This window comes from Kitasatospora sp. NPDC058243 (assembly GCF_042882025.1).
Taxonomy (GTDB): Bacteria; Actinomycetota; Actinomycetes; order Streptomycetales; family Streptomycetaceae; genus Kitasatospora.
Genome location: NZ_JBHVWW010000011.1, coordinates 41,536 through 65,133 on the forward strand (window position 1 = coordinate 41,536; position 23,598 = coordinate 65,133).

General features: G+C 73.2%; 19 protein-coding genes and 1 riboswitch. Of the genes, 8 read left to right on the forward strand and 11 right to left on the reverse strand.

Annotation, left to right across the window (positions count from 1 at the left end; genetic code table 11):
* Positions 1 to 18: 18 nt before the first annotated feature.
* Positions 19 to 3,465, forward strand: coding sequence for a hypothetical protein (locus ACFVX9_RS10540; protein WP_387981322.1), 3,447 nt, complete (start codon positions 19 to 21; stop codon positions 3,463 to 3,465).
* A gap of 268 nt (positions 3,466 to 3,733) precedes the next feature.
* Here ACFVX9_RS10540 and ACFVX9_RS10545 read toward each other — a convergent pair whose 3' ends face one another.
* The 9 genes from ACFVX9_RS10545 to ribA all read right to left on the reverse strand — a co-directional run bounded on the left by ACFVX9_RS10545 (position 3,734) and on the right by ribA (position 9,120).
* Positions 3,734 to 4,297, reverse strand: coding sequence for a hypothetical protein (locus tag ACFVX9_RS10545; RefSeq protein WP_380373908.1), 564 nt, complete (start codon positions 4,295 to 4,297; stop codon positions 3,734 to 3,736).
* 441 nt (positions 4,298 to 4,738) lie between these two features.
* The gene (locus tag ACFVX9_RS10550; RefSeq protein ID WP_380373906.1) at positions 4,739 to 4,879 is read right to left on the reverse strand and encodes a hypothetical protein; all 141 of its coding nucleotides are present in this window, start codon (positions 4,877 to 4,879) and stop codon (positions 4,739 to 4,741) included.
* A 23-nt stretch (positions 4,880 to 4,902) separates the two neighbouring features.
* On the reverse strand, positions 4,903 to 5,217 hold the full coding sequence (locus tag ACFVX9_RS10555; protein WP_387981324.1) for a hypothetical protein: 315 nt from the start codon (positions 5,215 to 5,217) through the stop codon (positions 4,903 to 4,905).
* A gap of 283 nt (positions 5,218 to 5,500) precedes the next feature.
* Positions 5,501 to 6,349, reverse strand: coding sequence for a helix-turn-helix domain-containing protein (locus ACFVX9_RS10560; protein WP_387981326.1), 849 nt, complete (start codon positions 6,347 to 6,349; stop codon positions 5,501 to 5,503).
* A gap of 36 nt (positions 6,350 to 6,385) precedes the next feature.
* Positions 6,386 to 6,847, reverse strand: a complete 462-nt coding sequence (locus tag ACFVX9_RS10565) for a DUF6879 family protein (protein WP_387981371.1) — start codon at positions 6,845 to 6,847, stop codon at positions 6,386 to 6,388.
* Positions 6,840 to 7,163, reverse strand: a complete 324-nt coding sequence (locus tag ACFVX9_RS10570) for a hypothetical protein (RefSeq protein WP_380493393.1) — start codon at positions 7,161 to 7,163, stop codon at positions 6,840 to 6,842. Before ACFVX9_RS10570 ends, ACFVX9_RS10565 begins: the two co-directional genes overlap by 8 nt.
* A 246-nt stretch (positions 7,164 to 7,409) precedes the next feature.
* Entirely contained in the window at positions 7,410 to 7,688 is a 279-nt protein-coding gene (locus tag ACFVX9_RS10575) for a hypothetical protein (RefSeq protein WP_380373894.1), read from the reverse strand.
* Between the two features lie 620 nt (positions 7,689 to 8,308).
* A complete protein-coding gene (locus tag ACFVX9_RS10580) occupies positions 8,309 to 8,467 on the reverse strand; it encodes a hypothetical protein (protein ID WP_387981329.1) in 159 nt (52 codons plus the stop codon).
* Positions 8,468 to 8,481: 14 nt separating this feature from the next.
* Positions 8,482 to 9,120, reverse strand: coding sequence for a GTP cyclohydrolase II (gene ribA / locus ACFVX9_RS10585; protein WP_387981330.1), 639 nt, complete (start codon positions 9,118 to 9,120; stop codon positions 8,482 to 8,484).
* Positions 9,121 to 9,468: 348 nt separating this feature from the next.
* Between ribA and gdhA the strand changes: the two genes are divergently transcribed.
* The 4 genes from gdhA to ACFVX9_RS10605 all read left to right on the forward strand — a co-directional run bounded on the left by gdhA (position 9,469) and on the right by ACFVX9_RS10605 (position 13,917).
* Complete coding sequence (gdhA, locus tag ACFVX9_RS10590; RefSeq protein ID WP_380373885.1) at positions 9,469 to 10,857, forward strand: NADP-specific glutamate dehydrogenase; 1,389 nt, start codon at positions 9,469 to 9,471, stop codon at positions 10,855 to 10,857.
* A gap of 207 nt (positions 10,858 to 11,064) precedes the next feature.
* On the forward strand, positions 11,065 to 11,934 hold the full coding sequence (locus ACFVX9_RS10595; protein WP_063350066.1) for an AraC family transcriptional regulator: 870 nt from the start codon (positions 11,065 to 11,067) through the stop codon (positions 11,932 to 11,934).
* A 233-nt stretch (positions 11,935 to 12,167) separates the two neighbouring features.
* Positions 12,168 to 13,076: an NADP-dependent oxidoreductase gene (locus ACFVX9_RS10600; RefSeq protein WP_063350067.1), complete on the forward strand. Its 909-nt coding sequence runs from the start codon at positions 12,168 to 12,170 to the stop codon at positions 13,074 to 13,076.
* 76 nt (positions 13,077 to 13,152) lie between these two features.
* On the forward strand, positions 13,153 to 13,917 hold the full coding sequence (locus ACFVX9_RS10605) for a VOC family protein (protein ID WP_363367249.1): 765 nt from the start codon (positions 13,153 to 13,155) through the stop codon (positions 13,915 to 13,917).
* 112 nt (positions 13,918 to 14,029) lie between these two features.
* Here the strand turns inward: ACFVX9_RS10605 and lnt are convergent, their stop codons facing one another.
* Both lnt and cobN read right to left on the reverse strand, forming a co-directional pair.
* Entirely contained in the window at positions 14,030 to 15,727 is a 1,698-nt protein-coding gene (gene lnt, locus ACFVX9_RS10610; RefSeq protein ID WP_387981333.1) for an apolipoprotein N-acyltransferase, read from the reverse strand.
* An 89-nt stretch (positions 15,728 to 15,816) separates the two neighbouring features.
* Complete coding sequence (gene cobN / locus ACFVX9_RS10615; RefSeq protein ID WP_387981334.1) at positions 15,817 to 19,503, reverse strand: cobaltochelatase subunit CobN; 3,687 nt, start codon at positions 19,501 to 19,503, stop codon at positions 15,817 to 15,819.
* Positions 19,504 to 19,804: 301 nt separating this feature from the next.
* A riboswitch (cobalamin riboswitch) is annotated at positions 19,805 to 19,890 on the reverse strand.
* A 167-nt stretch (positions 19,891 to 20,057) separates the two neighbouring features.
* Here cobN and ACFVX9_RS10620 point away from each other — a divergent pair.
* Genes ACFVX9_RS10620 through ACFVX9_RS10630 form a run of 3 tightly spaced genes read left to right on the forward strand, consistent with a single transcriptional unit; the run spans position 20,058 to position 23,538 of the window.
* Positions 20,058 to 21,398 (forward strand): hypothetical protein, encoded by a 1,341-nt coding sequence (locus tag ACFVX9_RS10620; protein ID WP_387981336.1) that lies wholly within the window; start codon positions 20,058 to 20,060, stop codon positions 21,396 to 21,398.
* Positions 21,395 to 22,021 carry a precorrin-8X methylmutase gene (locus tag ACFVX9_RS10625; protein WP_063350072.1) on the forward strand — a complete coding sequence of 209 codons (627 nt, stop codon included), beginning with the start codon at positions 21,395 to 21,397 and terminating at the stop codon, positions 22,019 to 22,021. Before ACFVX9_RS10620 ends, ACFVX9_RS10625 begins: the two co-directional genes overlap by 4 nt.
* The gene (locus tag ACFVX9_RS10630) at positions 22,018 to 23,538 is read left to right on the forward strand and encodes a precorrin-2 C(20)-methyltransferase (protein ID WP_380487611.1); all 1,521 of its coding nucleotides are present in this window, start codon (positions 22,018 to 22,020) and stop codon (positions 23,536 to 23,538) included. Before ACFVX9_RS10625 ends, ACFVX9_RS10630 begins: the two co-directional genes overlap by 4 nt.
* The last annotated feature ends 60 nt before the right edge of the window (positions 23,539 to 23,598 follow it).

Genomic DNA, 23,598 nt, shown 5'->3' on the forward strand with positions numbered 1-23,598 from the left:
GGGGAGGAGAGCGCCGCCATGGCCACACCGGAGGACGCCGGCCCGGCCGACGACGACCGACGAGGCCCCTGGCCGGAGAGCGGCCCCGGGCCCCGGCCCGAGCCCTCGACCAGGGTGGACCGGCGGCCGTGGGGGCGGCGCCTCGGTGTCGTACCGGACCGGCCGTCCCGGCTCGGCGCCGTCCCGCGCACCCGGACGGACCCCGACGCCGCGACCGGGCGGGCGCCGGACGGCGGGGCCCGCTTCGACCCGGAGGCGCCGACCAGGGTCCAGCGGGCCGCGCCGGAGCGGGTCGACCCGGAAGCCCCGACCAAGGTCCAGCGGCGCGCGGGCACCGGGCGCGCCGCCGCCCCCGGCTGGGCCGACAACGTCGGCCCCGGGCCCAGTCGGAGCGGCGAGGGCCCCGTGGGCGGGGTGTCGAAGGGCGGGGTGTCGGAGGGTGGGATACCGGGGGGCGGGGTGTCGGGGGGCGGGGTGTCGGAGGGTGCGGGGCCCGCCGGCGGACGGTTCGCGGGCGCCTTCCCCGACGCCCTGCGCGGCCGCTTCGCCCCGCTCGGAGTGGCCGGCTCCGGCACCGAGGGCACCGTCTGGCACGTCCGGCGCACCGACGGCGGCGGCGAGGCCGCGGTGAAGGTGACGACCGCCGGCCACGCCATGGACGCCGACCTGCTCGGCTACCTGCGCAACGACGACTACCGCCGCCACGTCCCGCACATCGTCGACTTCGGCCGGGTCGGCCACCACGGCGCCGAACTCGACTGGGTGGCCATGGAGTACCTGCCGGTCACCCTCGCCGACCACTTCGCCGAACTGCGCAAGCGCGGCCGGCACACCGACTGGCGGGAGGCCGAGCGGATCGTCTACGAGCTCGTCGCCCTGCTCGACTTCTGGCAACGGCGGATCGAGCGCAACCCGCTGGACTTCAAGCCGGCCAACGTCCTGGTCCGCCCCGGCCGCGAGCCCGGGGAGTTCGTGATAGCCGACTTCGGCGGCGTCGCCCGGCTCACCGCCAGCCGCCGCTTCACGCCCGAGACGATCGTCACCATCCCGTACATGGCCCCCGAGCTCCTGGCCGGCCGCAACCACGAGGCCGGGCCCTGGTGGGCGCTCGGCAACGTCCTGTACGAGCTGTTCACCGGCCGCCCCCGCTTCCTCGGCGCGGACGGCCTGCTGATCAGCGACGAGGTGCTGCAACTGGAACTGGTCCTGGGTGACGAGGTCGACCTCTCGGCCCTCGCCGACCCCCGCCAACTGCTGCTCCTCCAAGGGCTGTTCACCAAGAACCCGGAGGACCGCTGGACCGCCCCGCAGGTCCGCAGCTGGCTGGCCGGCGGCAGCCCCGCGGTGGTCCGGCGACAGACCCGGGCCGACACCGGCCGCACCCACCGGCCGATCACCTTCTTCGGATCCCCCTTCACCGACCCGGCCAAGCTCGCCGAGGTCCTGCTCCGGCGCTCCGGCGACGCGGCCCGCTGGCTCTCCGCCGGGGGAGCGGAGCGGCTGCGCGACTGGCTGCGCGACGACGTCCAGGACAACGTCTTCGACCTGCACCACCTGACCGACGTCGCCCGGGCGCCCGGCTCCCGCCGCGACGCCGTGGCCGCCCTCGCGGTGCTCGCCTTCGGTGCCGCCTTCGCCCCCTCCGCCACCCCCTACTACCTCGACCGCCCGATCGACACCCCCGGGCTGGAGCGCATCGCCACCGAACCGGACGGCGCCGCGTTCATCGACGCACTGGTCCGGGTCGGCGCCCCGGCCGTCGCCGCCCGCTACGACTGCTTCCACCCCGAGTGCTCCGGCGAGCACTGCTCCCGACTGCTCGCCCTGGCCCAACTCCCGGACGTCCTGGCCGAAGTGGACCGTGCCGCCCACGCCGTCGGCGGCGGCCGGCGGGGCGGCGACGGGCTCAGCCCGCAGGAGCGCGAGGAGGCACACCGGTTGGTGGTGTGGCTGAGCGTGCGCCCCGAGGAACGCGACCGGCTGCTCGGCCGGCTCTCGCCGCTGCCCACCGCCCTGCACCGGCTGCCGCTGCCCGAACGGGCGGCGGAGCTCGCCGCCCTGGTCGCGGCGGTGGTGGTGGACGCGGCCCTGGCCGCCGGCTCCGGGCTCCGCACGGCCGTACGCGCCGCAGTGCGCCGGCCCGCGCCGGACCCGATCGCCGCGCCGGAGGCGGTCCGGCGCCGCTGGTCGGCGCTGCGGCGGCGGGCGGTGGGCGCCGACCCGGGGGACGACGCCGGGCGCGCGGCCCTGGTCGCCGCCGAGACGCTGCGCCCGCGCGGCCGGGGCCGGGGTGAGCGGCCCGACGGCGACCAGGGCCGGGAAGGCGGGGAAGGCCGGGAGAACCGGGCCGGCCGGGACCGCTGGCTGGGGCGGCTGTGGCAGGGCGGGCGTGAACGGATGCCGGTCGACTGGCCGGCCCGGCTGCGGGAGTGGTGGCCGCACGCCCGGACCGGTCTGCCGCGTCGGGCGGGCGCCGTGCTGCTGCTGTTCCTCGCCCTCGGGTTGCTGCTGTGGGCGGGGGCGGTGTTCCGCTACCCCGTCGAGGCCGGGGTCCAGCTCAAGATCTCGCCCGACGGCGCCTTCGGCGGGCCGTTGAAGAAGGCCGGCGAGCACGCGGCCCAGCAGGTGGTCGGCCAACTGGGGGCGGCGCTGGTCGCCGCCGCCGTCCTCGCCTTCTTCCCCGCCCGGGTCGGCCTCGGCACGGCGGCCCTGACCGGCGTCGGGGCCTTCGCCATCGGCTACCTGCGGCTCGGACCGCCGATGACGGGCCTGGAGATGCCGAAACCGGTGGCCGAGCGGGTGGTGCTGTTCGAGGGCGGGATGGGCAGTTGGGCCGGCCTCGCGGCGGTGGCGGCGATCGTGGCGTCGTTCGTGCTGATCGAGCGCGCGGCGAACCGGCTGCTGAAGCCCGCGCACGAGGCCCGGCGGCAGGTGCGGGAGGCCTGGCGGCGGCTCGCCGGGCGGGGCGCGGTGGCACGGTGGGACGGCAAGCAGTGGCGGTCGGGCCCCGTGGGCGCCCGCGACCGCGCGCTGTTCGCGCTCGGGAGCACCTGTGTGCTCGCCCTGCTGCTGTGGGCGGCGGTCGAGGTGCGGCTGGCGGCCACCGGGCACCACCCGACGCCGGCCTCCTGGGGGACCGGCCAGACCGGTGCGGCCTACCAGTCCGGGTTCGTCGTCCTGCTGGCCGTCGTCTCCCTCGCGAGCACCCTGGGGACGCCGGTCACCGCCCGGGCGCTCCTCGGCTGCTGGATCCCCGCCACCCTGGTGCTCGGCGCCTGGCCCGGACCGCTCGGCCCGGTCGAGGCGCTGCGGATCCCGGTGCTCCAGGGGCAGTTCACGGCCGTCGCGGAGTTCTGGGGGTACGGCGCGTTCTGGGCCGCGTTGCTGGTCGCGCTCCCGCTCGCGGCGTACGGGGTGCTGCGCACGGCCCGGGCGCGGGGGGCGGGTACGGGGGCGGGCGGCTGACGGGCGAACGGCTGACAGATAACAGATGACAGAGTTCAGCTTTCAGATTTTGAAATCTGTTATCTGTTATCTGTCAGCTGTTAGTTGTCAGCCGCCCGCCGCCGGCGATCCAGCCGTCATCCGGCTCAGCCGACCAGCCGGGACAGTTCGATCGAGTGCCCGGTCCGCTCCACCTTGGCGCAGCGAATAAGGGTACACCTCGCCATTGACCTGCGGTTTTCCCCTGGGCGACACGTGCGCTCGATGCTGGTCGTCGTGCCTACCTCGATCAGGGTTCCACGCGCCGGACGTACACCCCTTCGGCGAGCAACGAGAACCCGTGTTCCTCCCAGGCCCGCCGAAGCTTCTCGATGGCCTCCTCGTCCGGCCGCCGCACCTCGGGGTCGTCGGAGTCGTAGCTGCACGGCTCGTCCGGCCCGTGGTCGTGGATCGGTGCCGGGTAGCAGACGGCGAGCGCCCCGGGGACCGCCAGGCGGCGAAGGGCCTCGACGGCCAGGCGCATCGCGACGCCCTTCCCCCGCCACTCGGCGGAGACCTCGACGGACTCCAGCAGGAGCAGCAGCGAGGGGCACAGCTCAGCCAGGATCGGCACGAGTCCACCGTCCTCGGTGAAGATCACACGAGGGATGCGATCGAGCAGGCCGGGGTCCAACTCCAGCGCTGCGCGTGGGTTCGGGGTCGCACCCGGGATCACACGCGTCATGGTGGCGGTGCCGAACACGGTGTCGCCGTCATTGAGGTAGAAGCTTGCCGTCCAGCGGTCGGCCCGCGCCTTCCAGTCCGTTCCGGCGAAGTGGCGCGACTGGTACGAGATGACGATTCGGTCGTCCACCGAGTGACTCCCTTGCAACGGGGGACGGCCCCCGCGCGGCATGGTGCACGCGGGGGCCGTCCAGAGTGTCAGTCCGTCACTTCGACGGCGTCGGGTTGGGGTTCTCCTTCGCGGGCTTGCCCGCGTGCTTCGGCGGGGGCTTCTCGTTGCCCTTGTGCTTGGACACGATGATCTCGAAGCGCATGGGTGAGTCCTCCTACTCGGCGGTGGTGGCGGACGATCCGGGCTCCATGGGGCCGGGCGGCCTCTCGGGCTTGTTGGGCGGGTCGTAGCGCATACTGGTGCCTCCTCGCGCTGGGATGTCCCGGTCACCGGTTGGCGGCCGGGCCGTTCGGTGTTGCGGAACCCGCTCCGACCGTTCGAGCTGTCCAGGTCCGCTGGTCGGGGCGGGAGTTCGGGCCCGCCCGTGCGCCCCGGGGGGACGACGCACGGACGGGAGTCTCAGCGGGTCAGCAGCCATCCCAGGGCGACCATGCAGAGCGATCCGGCCACCACGTAGGCCCAGACCTCGGCCCGGGTGGTGTGACCGGCGCGGGCCTGCTCGGCAGCCTCGCGGTACTCGGCCATCTGGTCATCGGCCATGAGCCGCCCCAGGTCGGCCGCAGTCACCTCATCCATACGGGCCGCGCGTTGATCTGCTGCGTAGCCGCCCGCAGCCGGGCCAGCGTCGGCGAATCCACGGCGGGCTCCAACTCGGGCCTCTCGGCGGTCGGGCTCATCTGCTGCGCCGCCCAGTCCCGGGCCTCCGCGTAGCCGGAGAACCACACGTCCCGCCCGGCCTGCCCCCGCGCCCAGGTCGGCGCACCACCCGCGCGGTAGTCCAGGACGCCGTACCCCTCCATGCCGATCGCACCGGAACGAGGGACGGGGCACAGCCCGGCGTGCCCGGGGCGGCCGTACCAGGCGTCAGCGCCAGCCATCAGGCAACCTCCCCGCGTGAACGCGGCAACCACACGCCGGACGCACGCTCGGCAGGGCGCCCGCCTTCCGATCGGCCTCGGCCTTCCGGTACTCGGCCAGGATCGCGGCCATCTCCTCCGGGGAGGCCCGCCGGTCGTCCCGGAGGGGCCGTCGCTGCCGCGAAACAGTCATCGCTCGCACGCTCCCTACATCCGCCGCTGCGACTGCGTCTGCAAGCCGTCAGCAGGAAGGTAGGGAGGTGGCGGCGCGGCCCGCGAGCAAGTTGCACAGCCTTGCGCGGATTCACCCAAGCGCGCCTATCGCCGATGTGATGAGTGCACGCGCCTGGGCACCGTAGACCGCGAGACGCTGCAACTCGCCGAACGCCCGGACGTAGTCAGCGATCTCACGAGGCTGAGTGACGTTGACCTCAGCCGTCAGCGTCTCCACGACGGCGTGCCGATCGTCGTACAGGTAGAACGCTTCCAGGGGCCACATGCCGCGCTGCGCGGTGGACGGGATAACCCCCAGCGACAGCGAGGCCAGCGGCATCATGGCCAGCAGATGGCCGAGTTGTCCGGCCATGGTCTCCGCGTCGCCGATACGGGAGCGGAGTACCCATTCCTCCATCAGTACCGCGAACCGGTGTCTGCCCTCGTGCAGAAGCCGTCCCCTCGCCACCCTCGCGGCAACGGCGTCGGCTACGTCGTCAGGGGTTCCCTGGAATTCCGTGATGGAGCGCATCAGGGCAGTCGCGTACTCCGGAGTCTGGAGGAAGCCAGGAACGACGTTCGAGACGTACGTCCGGCACAATTCCGCCCGCTCGTGGAGCGCATAGAAGTCCTCCTGTACCTGGCGCATCCCGGTGCGGTGGAGCCGCCGCCACTCCAGGTACATCGATTCGACCGCTCTCGACGTGGCGATCAGATCGTCCGCCTGGTCGGACGCCGAGCAGGCCGCGCACCACGCCCGAATATCGGAATCGGCCGGCGGGGTCCGCGCGCTCTGGATTCGGGACACTTTCGAAGGGTTCCACCCGCACCGGAACGCCAGTTGCTTACCCGTCAGTCCGGCATCCTTGCGGAGGTCGACCAGGCGGTTGGCAAGGGCAAGACGCGCCGCTTGCGCGCTTGATGACGGTGACGTCGGCATTGTCTGGCGGTCCGGTGCTCGCAGGGTAGGGGTAGGTCAGACGCTGTACTCGTCGTGCGGGGTGCCCCGCTCCCAGACGGCTTCGAACGCGGAAGAGACGAGACGAATCGTCGCGGGGTCCTCGGAGAAGGCGAACCCGGGTTCGGCCCAGTCGCCGTACCCCGTGAAGAAGTGGAACAGCACCAACCTGTCGTCGATCAGCCAGAAGTCGTTACCCGGCAACGCGATGTCCGACGCCTGACTCCTCGGAAGCCACCGGACCAGTTCCCCAGCAGCGAGATTCATCGGGGTGACCGCGTGCTCCCACCGGATGTAGTCGGTCACCGGCTCGGAGACGATCCGGGCCCTGCGCATGACCACCCCACGGCCGATCGTCTCGCGGACGAGACCCAGCCACTCGGGCCACCACGAGGCTTCGGGGTCCAACTCGATCTCGCCAGTGCGGGCGAAGCGGTCGATCTCCTCTGCCTCGTCGCCGACAGCGTAGGCGTCACGCATCTCCAGGTGTACTGCGGTCTTCTGCGCGTTCTTCAGCAGCGCGGCGAAGTCGGGCACGTTCGACACGTTCGATAGCCTCCTTCAGGATCGGCAGCATGCGCGCCGGGATACGGATCACGGACTCATGAGCGGGGATTCCGATCGCGTGGCCGGGAACCCACTCGGTCCCCGCGATCTTCTCGCAGAGCGCGGCATCGGCCGTCAAGCTCTGCACGACGATCTCCTCCGTCTCGTCCTCGACCCACACGGTGGGCGAGCCTCCGCCGCCGGTGGTCGGGTCGATGCCCACGAAATCTAGTGCCACGACGATCTCCAACGTCTAGGGAGTTGCGGGGACATGCACCACCGTCAGCCCTGTGAGTGAGATCCACAACCCCGCATGCACGAAATTGCACGAAGTCGGTATGAGGCGCGTCCCCCACGCCGTTCAACGCAAGATGAGCCGGGACGTTCGCTCGGCAGGCAAGCCCGGATAGCCCACTGGAATCCCGAGGGTCCAGAACGCACGAAAGGCCCCGGCCACCCAGTTCATTGGGCGGCCGGGGCCGGTCTGCTCAGGCGGTCAGATGCGGTTGCCCCAACGGTGGGCGGCGAGGCTGCGCGCGGCGTTGGAGCGGCCCGTCTCGGGCTCGTCGCCGGGGAGGCGGACGCGGGCGATCAGGCGGCCTGCCTCGGCGCGGAGCTGTCGGGCTTCTGCGATCAGGGGGTGGGCGACCTGGACGCCGTGGCGGGTGCCTCCGGCGATCAGTCGGCCGTCGGCGCGGACCTGTTCGTCGCAGTGGGAGGCGTCGCGCAGGTGGTGCTCGGCGAGGCGGAGCGCGGCGTCCTCCTGGGGGTCCAACTCGATCTCCAGGGCGGCGAGTCCGGCCCGAAGGTCAGTGATGATCTCGTGCAGGGGAATCCTTTTCCCTACTCAGGGTGGTTGATTGTCACAGTGTGCGCAGGAGGGTTGGTCTGTGCCCATGCGCATCGGTACTGGCCTGCTATGACGCCCCGGTGAAGAAGGAGGCGCGAAGGGGAGTCACCCCCCGGGGCAGTGGCCGGCGTCACGCGCCGACGCGCACTCTCCATTCCCTCGATTCTGATTAACAAGGCTGCGAAGAAAGGAAGTTGTAGCCGTAAGGCGCGCAAGGCCAGCGCGAAGCCGTGCAACCGCGATTCGTTGGCCGCGCGCTGGCCTGCACGGGTAGCTACGGAATCTGCCGCAGTTGCGGAGACGCCGTGACCTGGTCCAGTTGGGCGGGGTCGCCAAGGCTGCTGCCCACCCGCGTCACGGCCTCACGGGGCGCCCACGGGCCCTCGGCTGCGGCCGGGCTCTGAGGGGCCACCGTGCGGGCGCACAGAGTCTTGCGGGTCGCCCTTCCGTGGGCTCTGAATAGGGGGTGAATCCTGTACCCGTTATTCCCGGCCACGCTGTGAAGGGGACATTCCGGCCCGTTTAAAGCCCCACCCCTGTGCTCACTACGCCTTGTGGACGACCCCGATCCGGTAGCCCTCGCGGGCGGCGAAGCCCCTTCCTCGGGCCTCCTGGGCGTCCATGGACAGCTCTTGCTTGTGGCTTCCCTGTCGCAGCTTCTTCGACTTGCGGCAGTACAGGTCCATCACGTCGGGGCCGTCCATGATCACACCTTCGGTCAGCTGACGCGCCCCCGCAAAAGATCATGAGCGAGTGAAAAGGTCGTTCCGCGAACCTTCGCCCGCAGGTAGCGCACGTTGCTCGCGGACAGGTGCACGCCGGTCGGCACCCGTCGCCGCACGGTGATCCCGAGGTCGGCCAACTGCTGCGCCTTGTCCGGGTTGTTGCTCAGCAGGTCGATGCCGGTGGCGCCGAGGGTGGCGAGCATCTGGGCGGCGGCGGTGTAGTCCCGGCCGTCCTCGGGCAGGCCGAGCGCCGTGTTGGCGTCGTACGTGTCCAATCCGGAGTCCTGCAAGGAGTAGGCCTCCAGCTTGTTGTAGAGCCCGATGCCCCGGCCCTCCTGCCGCAGGTACAGCAGGTAGCCGCCGGCCTCGGCGATCTGCTCGACCGACTCGCGCAGCTGCGGGCCGCAGTCGCAGCGGTCCGAGCCGAAGACGTCGCCGGTCAGGCACTCCGAGTGCAGGCGCACCAGCGGCGTCCCGCCCTCCGGCACCTCGCCGAACGCGAGCGCCAGGTGCTCCGCGCCGTCGGCGAGGTCGTGGAAGGTGAGGGCCTGCGCCTCGGCGCGGTAGCCGTCGTGGAAGGTCAGCGGGATGCGCACACGCGAGCGCACCGTGGCGGGGCCGGGCTGCGGCATGGGTGGGCCTCCGTCGATGAGGAGATGGGTCGGCGAACCGACGAACCGATGGGTCGAGAGGGGCGGGCCGGCCGGCCCGGGGTGGATCGGATGTCGATGACCGTACTCGGTAGTTCCAATTTGAACAACTAAATACTGTCCGTGCCCGATTCGACTACGGACTGTGGTTCAGTCGGGCTCCGTGCGGACGCGAGGGCGCTGGTGGATCGTACGGTCCGCGAGGCGTGGGGGTTTCAGCATGTGGATGCGTCGGGAGCCGGACCGTGGACACTGCGAGGATTTCCCCGTTTCCTGGGCACGGGAATGCCTCGCGCACGAGCACCGACGACCACGGAAGGTCCTGATCAGATGCCCACAACCCCTCCCGCCGCCACCTCCCCGACCTCCTTCGACGCCGAGCAGCGCGTGATCGAGGCGCTCTACGCGGACGTGGTCCGCCGGAACAGGGGTGAGACGGAGTTCCACCAGGCGGTCCACGAGGTCCTGGAGACCCTCGGGCCGGTGCTCGCCCGCCGCCCCGAGTTCGTCGACGCCCGGATCATCGAGCGGATCTGCGAGCCCGAGCGGCAGCTCATGTTCCGGGTGCCGTGGACGGACGACTCCGGCGACATCCACGTGAACCGCGGCTTCCGGGTGGAGTTCAGCAGTGTCCTCGGCCCGTACAAGGGCGGGCTGCGCTTCCACCCTTCGGTGAACCTCGGCATCGTCAAGTTCCTCGGCTTCGAGCAGATCTTCAAGAACGCGCTCACCGGGCTGTCGATCGGCGGCGGCAAGGGCGGCTCCGACTTCGACCCCAAGGGCCGCTCGGACGCCGAGGTCATGCGTTTCTGCCAGTCCTTCATGACCGAGCTGTACCGCCACCTCGGCGAGCACACCGATGTCCCCGCCGGGGACATCGGCGTCGGCGGCCGGGAGATCGGCTACCTGTTCGGCCAGTACAAGCGGATCACCAACCGCTACGAGAGCGGCGTGCTCACCGGCAAGGGCCTCGGCTGGGGCGGCGCGCAGGCCAGGACCGAGGCGACCGGCTACGGCTGCGTGCTGTTCACCGCCGAGATGCTGCACAGCCGCGGCGAGAGCCTGGACGGGCGCCGGGTCGTCGTCTCCGGCTCCGGCAACGTCGCCATCTACGCGATCGAGAAGGCGCAGCAGCTCGGCGCGACCGTGCTCACCTGCTCCGACTCCACCGGCTACGTGGTGGACGAGAAGGGCATCGACCTCGCGCTCCTCAAGGAGGTCAAGGAGGTCCGGCGCGGCCGGGTCGCCGACTACGCCGAACTGCGCGGCAGCCACGTCCGGTTCGTCGAGGGCCCTGGCGTGTGGAGCGTGCCCTGCGACGTCGCGCTGCCCTGCGCCACCCAGAACGAGCTGACCGGGACGGACGCGCTGGCCCTGGTGCGGGGCGGGGTGCTGGCGGTCGCCGAGGGGGCCAACATGCCCACCACCCCGGAGGCGGTCCGGGTGTTCCAGGAAGCCGGGGTGGCCTTCGGCCCGGGCAAGGCGGCGAACGCGGGCGGCGTGGCCACCAGCGCCCTGGAGATGCAGCAGAACGCCTCGCGCGACTCCTGGACCTTCGCCCGCACCGAGGAGCGGCTGGCCGGGATCATGAAGCACATCCACGACTCCTGCTTCACCACCGCCGAGCGCTACGGACACCCGGGCGACTACGTGGTGGGCGCGAACATCGCCGGCTTCGAGCTGGTCGGGGACGCGATGCTGGCCCAGGGTCTGATCTGAGCCCTGCCGCCCGGCGCCGACGCCCACGGCCCTCCGCCTGGAGCTCGCGGTCCTCCGCCCGGCGCCCGCGGCCCTTCGCTTGGCGCCGACGGCGCCACTCGCCGTCACCCGGCGATCGGTACCCGACCGGAGCGGGCACCGATTGTCGGGTGCGGCAGGGTGGGTCCTTCCTACGGTGGTGATCAGTAAGGGAAGGACGGGGTCGGAGTGCTGGAACACCTGAACCGGGCGATGGAGCACATCGAACGGAACCTGGACCAGGAGGTCGAGGTCGCCGAGCTGGCCCGGATCGCGATGACGTCGGAGTACCACTTCCGACGGTTGTTCTCGATGCTCTCCGGGATGCCGCTGTCGGACTACGTCCGTCGCCGGCGGTTGACCGTCGCCGGGGCCGAAGTCCTCGGCGGGGAGCGGACGTTGCTGGAGGTCGCGATCCGGTACGGCTACACCTCGGGGGAGGCGTTCGCCCGGGCGTTCCGGGCGATGCACGGGGTCGGGCCCGGTGAGGCCCGGCGCGAGGGCGCGGTGCTCAAGTCCCAGCCCCGGATGTCCTTCCGACTCGTCGTGGAGGGAAGCAGCAGTATGGAATACCGGATCATCGAGCAGCCGGACTTCCGGATCATCGGTCGGCGGGCGCGGGTCCCGCTGGTGCACGAGGGCGTGAACCCGGCCATCGCCTCGTTCATCAAGGGGCTCGGCCAGGAGACCGTCGACCGGATCTCGGCGCTCTCGGGCCGCGAGCCGGAAGGCATCCTCTCGGTCACCGAGTTCTTCTCGGAGAGCCGCGAAGAGGGTGTCGAACTCGACTACTACCACGCGGTGGTGGCGGACGCGGACACCGTCGTCCCGGACGGCCTGGACGTTCGGGAGGTGCCGGCGGGCACCTGGGCGGCCTTCTCCAACACCGGGACCTTCCCGAAGGCCCTCCAGGAGATGTGGCGGGACGTCTTCACGCAGTGGTTCCCGTCCAACCCGTACGAGTTCCGGCCGGGGCCGGAGATCCTGCGCACCCGGTTCCTGTCGGACGGCCAGGCGGAGGCCCAGCTGTGGATTCCGGTGGCGCGGGCGCTGCGCTGACGGACGGCCGCTGACAGCTGACAGCCGACAACTAACAGATGACAGATAACAGATTTCGAAATCTGTTATCTGTCATCTGTTTTTTGTTCGCCCATCTCGCCCACTGCCGCCGCCCGCCGCCCCGCCCGCCCCCGTTCGGCCCAGCAGCGCCCGCACCCGTCCTCCCCCGCCCGCATGCTGGGGCGGGGGGAGGACGGGGGATCGCAACCGCTACCCGAGGAGTGGGATCACCGATGGCCAAGGCATTCGGCTTCGTCGACTACGGCGGGCCGGAGACACAGGAGTTCCTGGACCGCCCGGTGCTGGAGCCCGGCCCCGGGCAGCTGGCGATCGCGGTCGGCGCGGCCGGGGTGAACCCGGTGGACTGGAAGATCCGCACGGGCCTGCTCGGCCGGGAGCGCGAACTCCCCGCCGTCATGGGCCAGGAGGCCTCGGGCGTGGTCCTGCAAGTCGGCCCCGGGGTCACCGGGTTCACCCCGGGCGATGAGGTGTTCGGCCTCGCGGCCGCCGGTGCCTACGCCGAACAGACGCTGATGCGCGCCGAGTTGAGCGCGCTCAAGCCCGAGGGTGTCGGCTTCGACCAGGCGGCCGTCCTGCCCGTGTCGGCGGCCACCGCGGACGACGCCGTCCGCGACCTCGGCCTCGGCGCCGGCCGGACGCTGCTGATCCTCGGCATCGCCGGCGGTGTCGGCAGCGCGGCCGCCCAGATCGCCCGCAGTCGCGGCCTGATCGTCCTCGGCACCGCGAGCGACGCCAACCGTGCGTACGTGGAGTCCCTCGGCGCGGTGCCCGTCCGCTACGGCGACGGCGTCGCCGAACGGATCGCGGCCGCGGCGCCCGACGGCGTCGACGGCATCCTCGATCTGGTCGGGGGCGACGCCCTGCGGGCCGCCGTCCCCGTGCGCAAGGACCGTACGGAGCTGGTCAGCACCGCCGACCCGGCCACCGTGGCCGAACTCGGCGGCCGCTACATCACCCGCTCGACGACGTCCGAGACCCTGTCCGCGCTGGCGGCCCTGGTCGCCGCCGGTGAGCTGGACCCGAACATCACCGGCCGCTACCCGCTGGCCCGGGCCGCCGAGGCGCTCGCCTTCGTCGAATCCGGCCATGCCCGCGGCAAGGTGGTGCTCGAAGTCGCGTGACACAAGGCAAGAGTGACGATCAGTCAACAAAGACCGAGAGATCGAGAACCGAGAGAAGAAGTCGAGAGGAGAAGCCATGAAGCAGAACTCCGTGACCATCGGCGGCCCCTGCTGGGTCGAGCTGGGCACCTCCGACCCGGCCGCCGCCAGCACCTTCTACGGCGAGTTGTTCGGCTGGCGGGCCGAGGCCGATGTGCGCCCCGAGGCCAGCGGCTACACCCAGATGTTCCTCGGCGACGCCACGGCGGCCGCCGTCAGCCCGCGGTTCGCGCCGCAGCAGCCCATCGCCTGGTCGACCTGCTTCGCGGTCACCGACACCGACGCCACCGTCGCGAAGGTCGAGGACGCCGGCGGCAAGGTCCTGAAGGAGCCCACCGATGTGTCCGACCTCGGCCGCTTCGCGGTGGTCGGGGACAGCTCCGGCGCGGTGTTCCTGCTCTGGCAGGCCCGCGCGTTCGCGGGCGCCGAGGTGTTCAACGAGCCGGGCTCGCTCGGTTGGGTGGAACTGCTCACCCGCGACCCGGCCGGTGCGACCGCCTTCTACCCGGCGGTCTTCGGCTGGTCCGTCAGCCCGTCCGAGCAGTACACCCAGTGGGGCCTGGACGGCGCCGACTTCGGCGGCATGCTCGTGATGGACGACCGCTTCCCGCCGCAGGTGCCGCCGCACTGGCTGCCGTACTTCTCGGTCGCGGACGTCGACAACACCGTCGCCCGGGCGAGCGGCCTCGGCGCGGACGTGCTGATGGGGGCCACCGACGTGCCGGACGGCCCCCGGATCGCCGTGCTGCGCGACCCGCAGGGCGCGTCGTTCGGCGTCTACCTGGCCGGCACCGAGGGCTGACCCCCCGAAGGCCGCGCCCCTGCCCGCGCCCCTGTCGACGCCCCTGCCCGCGCCGCTGCCCGCGCCCCTGCCGAGGACCCCGACGTCCTCCCGTCGGGCGCAGTCTCCGCCCTCACACCGGGCGCCGACTGCGGCTGGAACGCCACGCCGCCGCCGTCGCGCCCGCGGTGACGAGCAGCGCGCCGATCGGTACCACGTCGCCGATCCGGTCGTACCAGGTCAGCGCCCCGGGCTCGGTGAGCGGCAGCCGGACGGTCAGCGCGCCGGTGCCGTCGGTACCGAGCCGGGCGAGCTCGCGGCCCTGCGCGTCGAAGGCCGCCGACACCCCGGTCAGCGAGGCCTGCACGGCCGGCCGGCCGGTCTCGGCGGCCCGGATCGCCGCCAGCGAGACGTGCTGCTCGGGTGCCCAGGTGTGCTGGAAGGTCGAGGTGGAGGACTGGTAGACCAGCACCCGGGCGCCGTCCCGCGCGGCGGTGCGGGCCAGGTCGGGGAAGGCCGACTCGAAGCAGATCAGCGCGCCGACCGGCAGCGGTCCTCCCGCCCGGTCGGTGGCCGGCAGGACGTGGAAGGCGGTGCCGGGCGCCCGGTTCTCGCCGGCCGCCCGGCTGACGCCGGCGATCCAGCCGAGCACCGGCCGCAGCGGGATGTACTCGCCGAAGGGCACCAGCCGGATCTTGCGGTAGCGGTCCAGCACGCCCGCAGGGGAGACCAGTACCGCGTCCTTGGAGATCCGCCCGTCCGCCTTGCGGGCGTCCTCCCCGGCGATGATCTGCGCCCCGGTGGCGGTGGAGAGTTGGCGCAGCCGGTCGAGCGCGGCCGGGTCGCGGTCGAGGTCGGCGGTGGTGCTGCTCTCGCCCCAGACGACCAGGTCCACCGGCTGCCCGCCGAGCGCGGCGGTGGCCTGGGCGCTGGCCTCGAACCGGGCCTGCGGGTCGTCCACGATGCCGGGCTGGACCAGCGCGACGGTGACCGCCCCGGCCGGGGCGGGGGCGTCGCGCAGGGCGAACAGCAGCGGGCCGGCGGCCAGGACCAGGACGGTGGTCAGCGCCGCGAGGGCGCGCGGTCGCCGGTGCACGGAGGTCAGGACGATCAGCACCCCGGTGTTGGCGGCCGCGACGGCCGCGCTGACCAGCCAGATCCCGCCGGTCGAGGCGAGCCCGAGGATCGCCGGGTGCTGCCACTGGGTGGCGCCGAGCAGTGCCCACGGCCCGCCGAGGGCGTCCCAGGAGCGCGCGTACTCGGTGGTCACCCAGACCGCCGGGACGACGAGCAGTGCGAGCAGCGCCCGACGGCCGGTCAGCGGCGGGTGCAGCAGCCGGTGGACGGCGTACCCGAAGCCGCCCTGGAGCGCCCCGAACAGCACGGCGAGCACCGGTAGCCCCGGCCCGATGGACGGGACCAGCCAGTACATCGCGGTCAGGATGAAGCCCGCCCCGAACCACCACCCGCGCACCGCCGCCTCCCGCCCGCCGGGCGCGCGCTGCATCAGCAGCATCCCGGGGACGAGCGCGACCCACGCCAGCCAGGCCTGCCCCGGCGCCGGGAAGGCGAGCACCGGTACCGCCCCGGCGGCCAGGGCGCCGAACCGCGCGCGGTAGCGGTGCGGGCGCGCCTGCGGGTGGCCGCCGTGTCCGGACTGCCCGCCGTGTTCGGAGTGCCCGGGAGGTTCAGGGTGCCGGGGGTGCCCGGGATGCGAGGAGTGCTCGGGGTGCCCGGGATGCGGGGAGTGCTCAGGGTGCTCGCGGTGCTCGGAGTGCTCCCGGTGCGGCGTGCGCCGGGCGGGGCTGGTGAGGGCGAGGCGGCGGGGCATGCCCCGTATTGTCCGCTCGGACGGACTGCGCCACCAGTGTTCCTGTCACCCGAATGGACTACGGGAACACTGGTGGCCACCCCCGTGGCTCAGCCCTCGTCGCCCTCCAGGTCCCCCTCGGTCTCCAGGAACGCGGCCTGCAACTGCGCGATCAGCTCCGGGTCGGGCTGCTCCCAGAGCCCGCGGCTGGCCGCCTCCAGCAGCCGCTCGCTGATCCCGTGCAGCGCCCACGGGTTGGCGCCGGTCAGGAACTCCCGGTTGACCGGGTCGAGCACGTACTCCTGGGTGAGCTTCTCGTACATCCAGTCCGCGACCACGCCCGTCGTGGCGTCGTAGCCGAACAGGTAGTCCACCGTCGCGGCCATCTCGAACGCGCCCTTGTACCCGTGCCGGCGCATCGCCTCGATCCAGCGCGGGTTGACCACCCGGGCGCGGAAGACGCGGGCGGCCTCCTCGGTCAGCGTCCGGGTGCGGACCGTCTCCGGGCGGGTCGAGTCGCCGATGTAGGCGGTCGGCGCCTTGCCGGTGAGCGCCCGGACGGTGGCCACCATGCCGCCGTGGTACTGGAAGTAGTCGTCCGAGTCGGCGATGTCGTGCTCGCGGGTGTCGGTGTTCTTCGCGGCGACGGTGATCCGCTTGTACGCGGTCTCCATCTCCTCGCGGGCCGGCCGCCCGTCCAGTCCGCGCCCGTAGGCGTAGCCGCCCCAGACCGTGTACACCTCGGCCAGGTCGGCGTCGGTGCGCCAGTCCCGGCTGTCGATCAGCTGGAGCAGGCCCGCGCCGTAGGTGCCCGGGCGGGAGCCGAAGACGCGGACGGTGGCCTTGCGCTCGTCGCCGTGCACCGCGAGGTCGGCCTGGACGTGGGCGCGTACGAAGTTCTGCTCCGCGGGCTCCTCCTGGGCGGCGGCCAGGCGCACCGCGTCGTCGAGCAGGGCGACCACGTGCGGGAAGGCGTCGCGGAAGAAGCCGGAGATGCGCAGCGTCACGTCGATGCGCGGGCGGCCCAGCTCGGCGAGGGCGATCGGCTCCAGGCCGGTGACCCGGCGCGAGGCGTCGTCCCAGACCGGGCGGACGCCGAGCAGGGCGAAGGCCTCGGCGATGTCGTCGCCGGCGGTGCGCATCGCGCTGGTGCCCCACAGCGACAGCCCGACCGAGGGCGGGTAGGCGCCGTCGTTGTCGGCGGTGTACCGCTCGACCAGCGAGGCGGCGAGCGCCTGGCCGGTCTCCCAGGCGAGCTTGCTCGGGACGGCCTTCGGGTCGACGGAGTAGAAGTTGCGGCCGGTCGGCAGCACGTTGACCAGGCCGCGCAGCGGCGAGCCGGACGGCCCGGCCGGGACGAAGCCGCCGCGCAGCGCGTGCAGCACGGCGTCCAGCTCGTCGGTGGTGGCGGCCAGCCGCGGCACCACCTGGGTGGCGGCGAAGGTCAGCACCTCGTGGACGGCCTCCGGCAGCCCGGCGGCGACCTTCTCCACCGCCTCGACCGCCCAGTCCTGCGCCTCCATGGCCTCGACCAGGGCGCGGGCCTGGGCCTCGGCGGCGTCGGTGGCCCCGAGGGTGAGCGCGGCCTCGTCCAGCCCGAGGGCCTCGCGCAGGCCCGGCAGCGCGCTGACGCCGCCCCAGATCTGGCGGGCGCGCAGGATGGCGAGCACGATGTTGATCCGGTCGGTGCCGGCCGGCGCCTGGCCGAGGACGTGCAGGCCGTCGCGGATCTGGGCGTCCTTGATCTCGCACAGCCAGCCGTCGACGTGCAGCAGGAAGTCGTCGAAGCCGTCGTCCTCGGGGCGCTCGTCCAGACCGAGGTCGTGGTCCAGCTTGGCGGCCTGGATGAGGGTCCAGATCTGCGCACGGATCGCGGGCAGCTTGGCCGGGTCCATCGCGGCGATGTTGGAGTGCTCGTCCAGCAGCTGCTCCAGGCGGGCGATGTCGCCGTAGGAGTCGGCGCGGGCCATCGGCGGGACGAGGTGGTCGACCAGGGTGGCGTGGGCGCGGCGCTTGGCCTGGGTGCCCTCGCCCGGGTCGTTGACCAGGAACGGGTAGATCAGCGGCAGATCGCCCAGGACGGCGTCCGGGCCGCACTCGGCGGACAGCGCGGCGGTCTTGCCGGGCAGCCACTCCAGGTTGCCGTGCTTGCCGAGGTGGATGACGGCGTGCGCGCCGAAGCCGCCGTCGGCCTGCGCGGCCTCGATCCAGCGGTAGGCGGCCAGGTAGTGGTGGCTCGGCGGCAGGTCGGGGTCGTGGTAGATGGCGACGGGGTTCTCGCCGAAACCGCGCGGCGGCTGGATCAGGACGAGCAGGTTCCCGGAGCGGATCGCGGCCAGCACGATGTCGCCGTCCGGGTTCTGCGAGCGGTCGACGTACAGCTCGCCGGGGGCCGGGCCCCAGTGCGCCTCGACCTGCTCGCGCAGCCCCTGGGGGAGCGTGGCGTACCAGCGGCGGTAGTCGGCGGCGGGGATGCGCACCGGGTTGCGGGCCAGCTGGTCCTCGGTGAGCCAGTCCTGGTCGTAGCCGCCGGCCGCGATCAGGGCGTGGATCAGGGCGTCGCCCTCGTGGGAGGCGTCGAGGGAGGGCTCCTGGGACGCATCGTGGGAGCCGCCGGGCGAGGCGTCGCGGGAGCCGTCGTGGCCGTCCCCGTTCGTTCCGTCCAGCCCGGGGAGGTCCGAACCCAGGTCCATGCCCTCCGCGCGCAGCCGGTTCAGCAGGCGGATCGCGCTGGCCGGGGTGTCCAGGCCGACGGCGTTGCCGACCCGGGCGTGCTTGGTCGGGTAGGCGGACAGCACGAGCGCCAGGCGGCGCTCGGCGGCCGGGATGTGCCGCAGCCGGGCGTGCTTGACGGCGGTGCCGGCCACCCGGGCGGCGCGCTCCGGGTCGGCGGCGTAGACGGTGAGGCCGTCCTCGTCCAGCTCCTTGAAGGAGAACGGGACGCTGATCAGCCGGCCGTCGAACTCCGGCACCGCGATCTGGGTGGCGGTGTCCAGCGGGGACAGGCCGTCGTCGCTGGCCTCCCACTGGGCGCGCGACCAGGTGAGGCAGAGCGCCTGGAGGATCGGCCGGTCCAGGGCGGCGAGCGCGCCCGCGTCCCAGGCCTCCTCGTCGCCGCCGGCCTGCGCGTCGGCCGGGCGGGTGCCGCCGGCGGCGAGCACGGTGGTGACGAGCGTGTCGGCCTCGCCGAGCGCGGCCAGCAGTTCGGGCTCGGCGCCGCGCAGCGAGGCGCAGTAGTAGGCCCTGGCCTGCGCACCCTGGTCCTCGATCGCCCGGCAGAGCGTCTCGACGAAGGCGGTGTTGCCGCTCATGTGGTGGGCGCGGTAGTAGAGCACCGCGACCGTCGGGCCGTCCTGCGTACGGGCTTCGCGCTCCAGCGGCCCCCAGGCCGGGGCGGAGGCGGGCGGGGCGAAGCCGTGGCCGGTCAGCAGCACGGTGTCGGAGAGGAAGGCGGCCAGCTCGGCGAGGTTGGCGGCGCCGCCGTGCGCGAGGTAGGCGTGCGCCTCGGCGGCGATGCCGGCCGGGACGGTGGACAGCTCCATCAGCTGGGCGTCGGGGGCCTGTTCACCGGTCAGCACGATCACCGGGCGGGGGCCGGCCAACAGCGTGTCCAGGCCCTCCTGCCAGGCGCGGCGACCGCCGAGCAGGCGGACCACGACGAGGTCGGTGCCCTCCAGCAGCGCGGGCAGGTCCTCGGGGGTGAGCCGGGCCGGGTTGCCGAGCCGGTAGCGGACCGGGCCCTCGGCGGCGCGGGCACTGAGCAGGTCGGTGTCGGACGTCGACAGCAGCAGGATCATGCGAAGGCCCTCCCGGCCTCGGAGCCGCCCCGAGCCGAAGGGCGCGCCGGCGTGGAAAGTGACGAGTGACGAGCGACGGACGAAAGCGCGTGGCATGCGACGGACGAAGGCGCGTGGCATGCGACGGACGAAAGCGAGCGACGGCGCGTGAGCGGCGACCGAAGGAGCGCCGAGACGTCGGCGAAGCGCCCGGAGTCGGGCGGGCGTGAGGTGCCCGGGGACCCGGGCGCGGGCATGCGGCAGCGCATTGCTCTTCGAGCCTTCCTCGGGGTCCGCGCCCCGGGCCGGTGGAGGACGGCAGGAGTTCCTGGCTCCCGCGGCCGTCCGGTCTCCCGGTGAACCGCGGTCACAGTGGCGGGACCGCACCGGGCTTGCACCGGTTTCCTCCCCTGCGCCGTCGCTGGCGTGCGGACGGTCCGCGGGGACCGTCCGCCAGCATCGTACGGGGTGCGGCTGACCTGGGGGAGGGCGATCCCGGGGAGGCCGCCCGGAGCGCCCGGGGTGTGAGGCGACGGACAAAGGCAACCGATCGGATCATCTGTATGCTCGCGGCCATGCCACCGACACCCGACGCCACCGCGCCGGGCGCCGCGGTGCCCGACCGGGGGCGCGCGGACGCCTGCCCAGGGGCCCTTCGTCTACATCCGGCCGACGACGGCGCCCTGGCCCGGGTCCGGCTGCCCGGCGGTCTGCTGACGGTCCGTCAGGCATTGGCGCTGGCCGACGCCGCCGAGGCGCTCGGCGACGGCGAACTGGAGACCACCTCCCGCGGCAACGTCCAACTCCGCGGCCTGGCTTCGCACTGCGGGGCCGAACTCGCCGAACGGCTGCGCGCCGTCGGCCTACTGCCCTCGGACACGCACGAACGGGTCCGCAACATCGTGGCCTCCCCGCTCGCCGGGCTCGACGGACACGGCTTCGCCGACGTGCAGGCCTGGGCGCGGGAGCTGGACGCGCGGCTGTGCGCGAGCGACTGGGCGGCCGGGCTCTCCGGCAAGTTCCTGTTCGCGCTGGACGACGGGCGGGGCGACGTCGCCGCGTTCGACGCCGATGTGACATTGATCGCAGGCCCGGACGGGTCGGCGCTGCTGCGCCTCGGACGGGCCGCCCACGGGCGTCCGGTGCCGGCGGGGCAGGAGGTGACGGCCGTGCTCGACGCGGCCCGGACCTTCCTGGACGTGCTGCGCGAGAGCGGGCGCAAGGCCTGGCACCTGCGCGAGGTCCCCGAGCTGCTGCCGGCCGGGCCCGTGCCGGTGCCCGCCCTCGCCGGGGCCGCGCCCGCGGTCGGCGTGGTCCGCACGGCCGGCTCGTTCCCCGAGGTGGCGGGCGGGCTGTCGGTGGGCATGCGCTTCGGCCGGGCCGGCGCCGCGCAGTGGCGGGAACTCGCGGGCGCCTGCGCCGGGGAGATCCGGCTGACGCCCTGGCGCGGCGCGGTGCTGCCGGGGGCGCCGGCCGACCGGCTGCCCGCGCTGGCGGCGGCCGGGTTCCGGACCGCGCCCGGCTCGCCCTGGGAGCGGGCCACCGCCTGCACCGGACTGCCGGGGTGCGCCAAGTCGCGGGCCGACGTCCGGGCCGACGCGGCGCGGGCGCTCGATGCGGCGGCCACCACCGGGAGCCCGCCGGTCGGCGGCCTTCCGGTTACCGGCCTTCCGGTTACCGGCTTTCCGGCCGCGGGCCTTCCGATGGCCGGCCTCCCGACCGCCGGTCTCCCGGTGCACTGGTCGGGGTGTGAACGACGCTGCGGTCATCCGGCCGGGCGGTGGGTGGACGTGCTCGCCACCGGGCAGGGCTACCGGGTGACGGTGAACGGTCCGGCGGCCGCCGGGGCGGCCGTGGACGTGACGAACGAGGAGATGGCCGAGGCGGTCGCCGAGGCCAGGAGGACCACGAAGTGATCGAGTACGAGAAGGACGGCGCGTCCATCTACCGCCAGTCCTTTGCCACCATCCGTGCGGAGGCCGACCTGGCCGCCCTCCCGGCGGACGTCTCCCAGGTCGCGGTGCGGATGATCCACGCCTGCGGGATGGTCGACCTGGTCGAGGACCTGGTGTACTCACCGGGCGTGGTCGCCTCCGCGCGCGCGGCGCTGCGGGCCGGGGCGCCGATCCTGTGCGACGTGAACATGGTGGCGAGCGGCGTCACCCGCAAGCGGCTGCCCGCCGACAACGAGGTCGTGTGCACCCTCACCGACCCGTCCGTGCCGGAGCTCGCCCGGAAGATGGGCAACACCCGCAGCGCCGCCGCCATGGAGCTGTGGCTGCCCCGGCTGGAAGGCGCGGTGGTGGCCGTCGGCAACGCGCCGACCTCGCTGTTCCGGCTGCTGGAGATGATCGAGGCCGGAGCGCCGCGCCCGGCCGCGGTGATCGGCGTCCCGGTCGGCTTCATCGGCGCCGCCGAGTCCAAGCAGGCCCTGGCCGAGCACCCGTCCGGCCTGGAGCACCTGGTGGTGCGCGGCCGGCGCGGCGGCAGCGCGATCGCCGCCGCCGCCGTCAACGCGATTGCGAGCGAAGAAGAGTGACGGATCGTCAGATCTCTGGTGTCGGACGGCTCTACGGGGTCGGGCTCGGCCCCGGCGACCCGTCGCTGGTGACCGTCCGGGCGGCCGAACTCATCGGCAAGGCCGACGTGGTGGCCTACCACAGCGCCCGGCACGGCCGGTCCATCGCGCGTTCGATCGCCGAGCGCTATCTGACGGGTGGTCAGATCGAGGAGAAGTTGGTCTACCCGATCACGGTCGAGACCACCGACCACCCGGGCGGCTACCGAGGCGCGCTGGACGACTTCTACGAGGAGGCCTCCGCCCGGCTGGCCGCCCACCTGGACGCCGGCCGCGACGTCGTGGTCCTCGCCGAGGGCGACCCGCTGTTCTACGGCTCGTACCAGCACATGCACAAGCGGCTCGCGCACCGCTACCCGACCGAGGTGGTGCCGGGCGTGACCTCCGTCAGCGCCGCGGCCGCCCGGCTCGGCCAGCCGCTGACCGAGGCCGAGGAGACGCTCACCGTCATCCCGGGCACGCTGCCCGAGGAGGAGCTGACGGCACGGATCGCCGCCGCCGACTCCGCCGTGATCATGAAGCTGGGGCGCACCTTCCCGGCCGTCCGGCGGGCGCTGGAGCGGGCCGGCCGGCTCGACGACGCGCAGTACGTCGAGCGCGCGTTCATGGACGGGGAGCGCATCCTGCCGCTCGCGGAGGTCGAGGGCGAGACCGTCCCGTACTTCTCGGTGGCGGTGCTGCCGAGCAAGGTCGCGCCGCTGGAGCCGGTGGAGCGGCGGACGGACGGCGCGGGCGCGGTGGCCGTCATCGGCACCGGTCCGGCCGGGCCGCTCTGGCTCACTCCCGAGGCGCGCGGCGTCCTCGCCGAGGCGACCGACCTGGTCGGCTACACCACCTACCTGGACCGGGTGCCCGAGCGGCCGGGCCAGCGGCGGCACGGCTCGGACAACAAGGTCGAGTCGGAGCGCGCCGAGTACGCCCTCGAACTGGCCCGCCGCGGGCACAAGGTCGCGGTGGTGTCCTCGGGTGACCCAGGCGTCTTCGCGATGGCCACCGCCGTCCTGGAGGTCGCCTGCGAGGAGGCCTACCGGGACGTCCCGGTGCGGATCGTCCCGGGGATGACCGCGGCGCACGCGGCCGCCTCCCGGGCCGGCGCCCCGCTCGGGCACGACTACGCGGTGGTGTCGCTGTCGGACCGGCTCAAGCCCTGGGACGTGGTGGCCCGCAGGCTGCGCGCGGCGGCCGAGGCGGACCTGGTGCTCGCGCTCTACAACCCGGGCTCGAAGTCGCGCACCACGCAGGTCGCCCTCGCCCGGGACCTGCTGCTGGAGTACCGCGCGCCCGAGACGCCGGTGGTGATGGCGCGTGACGTCGGCGGGCCGACCGAGCGCGTGCGGATCGTCCGGTTGGGCGAGCTGGATCCGGCGCTGGTCGACATGCGGACGATCCTGCTGATCGGCTCCTCGCAGACCCAGGCGGTCGAGCGGGGCGGCGGCGTGAAGGTCGTCTGGACGCCGCGGCGGTACCCGGAGGAGTAACGGGCGACGACTGACAGCTAACAGATGACAGCTAACAGATTTCATCATCTGTTAGCTGTC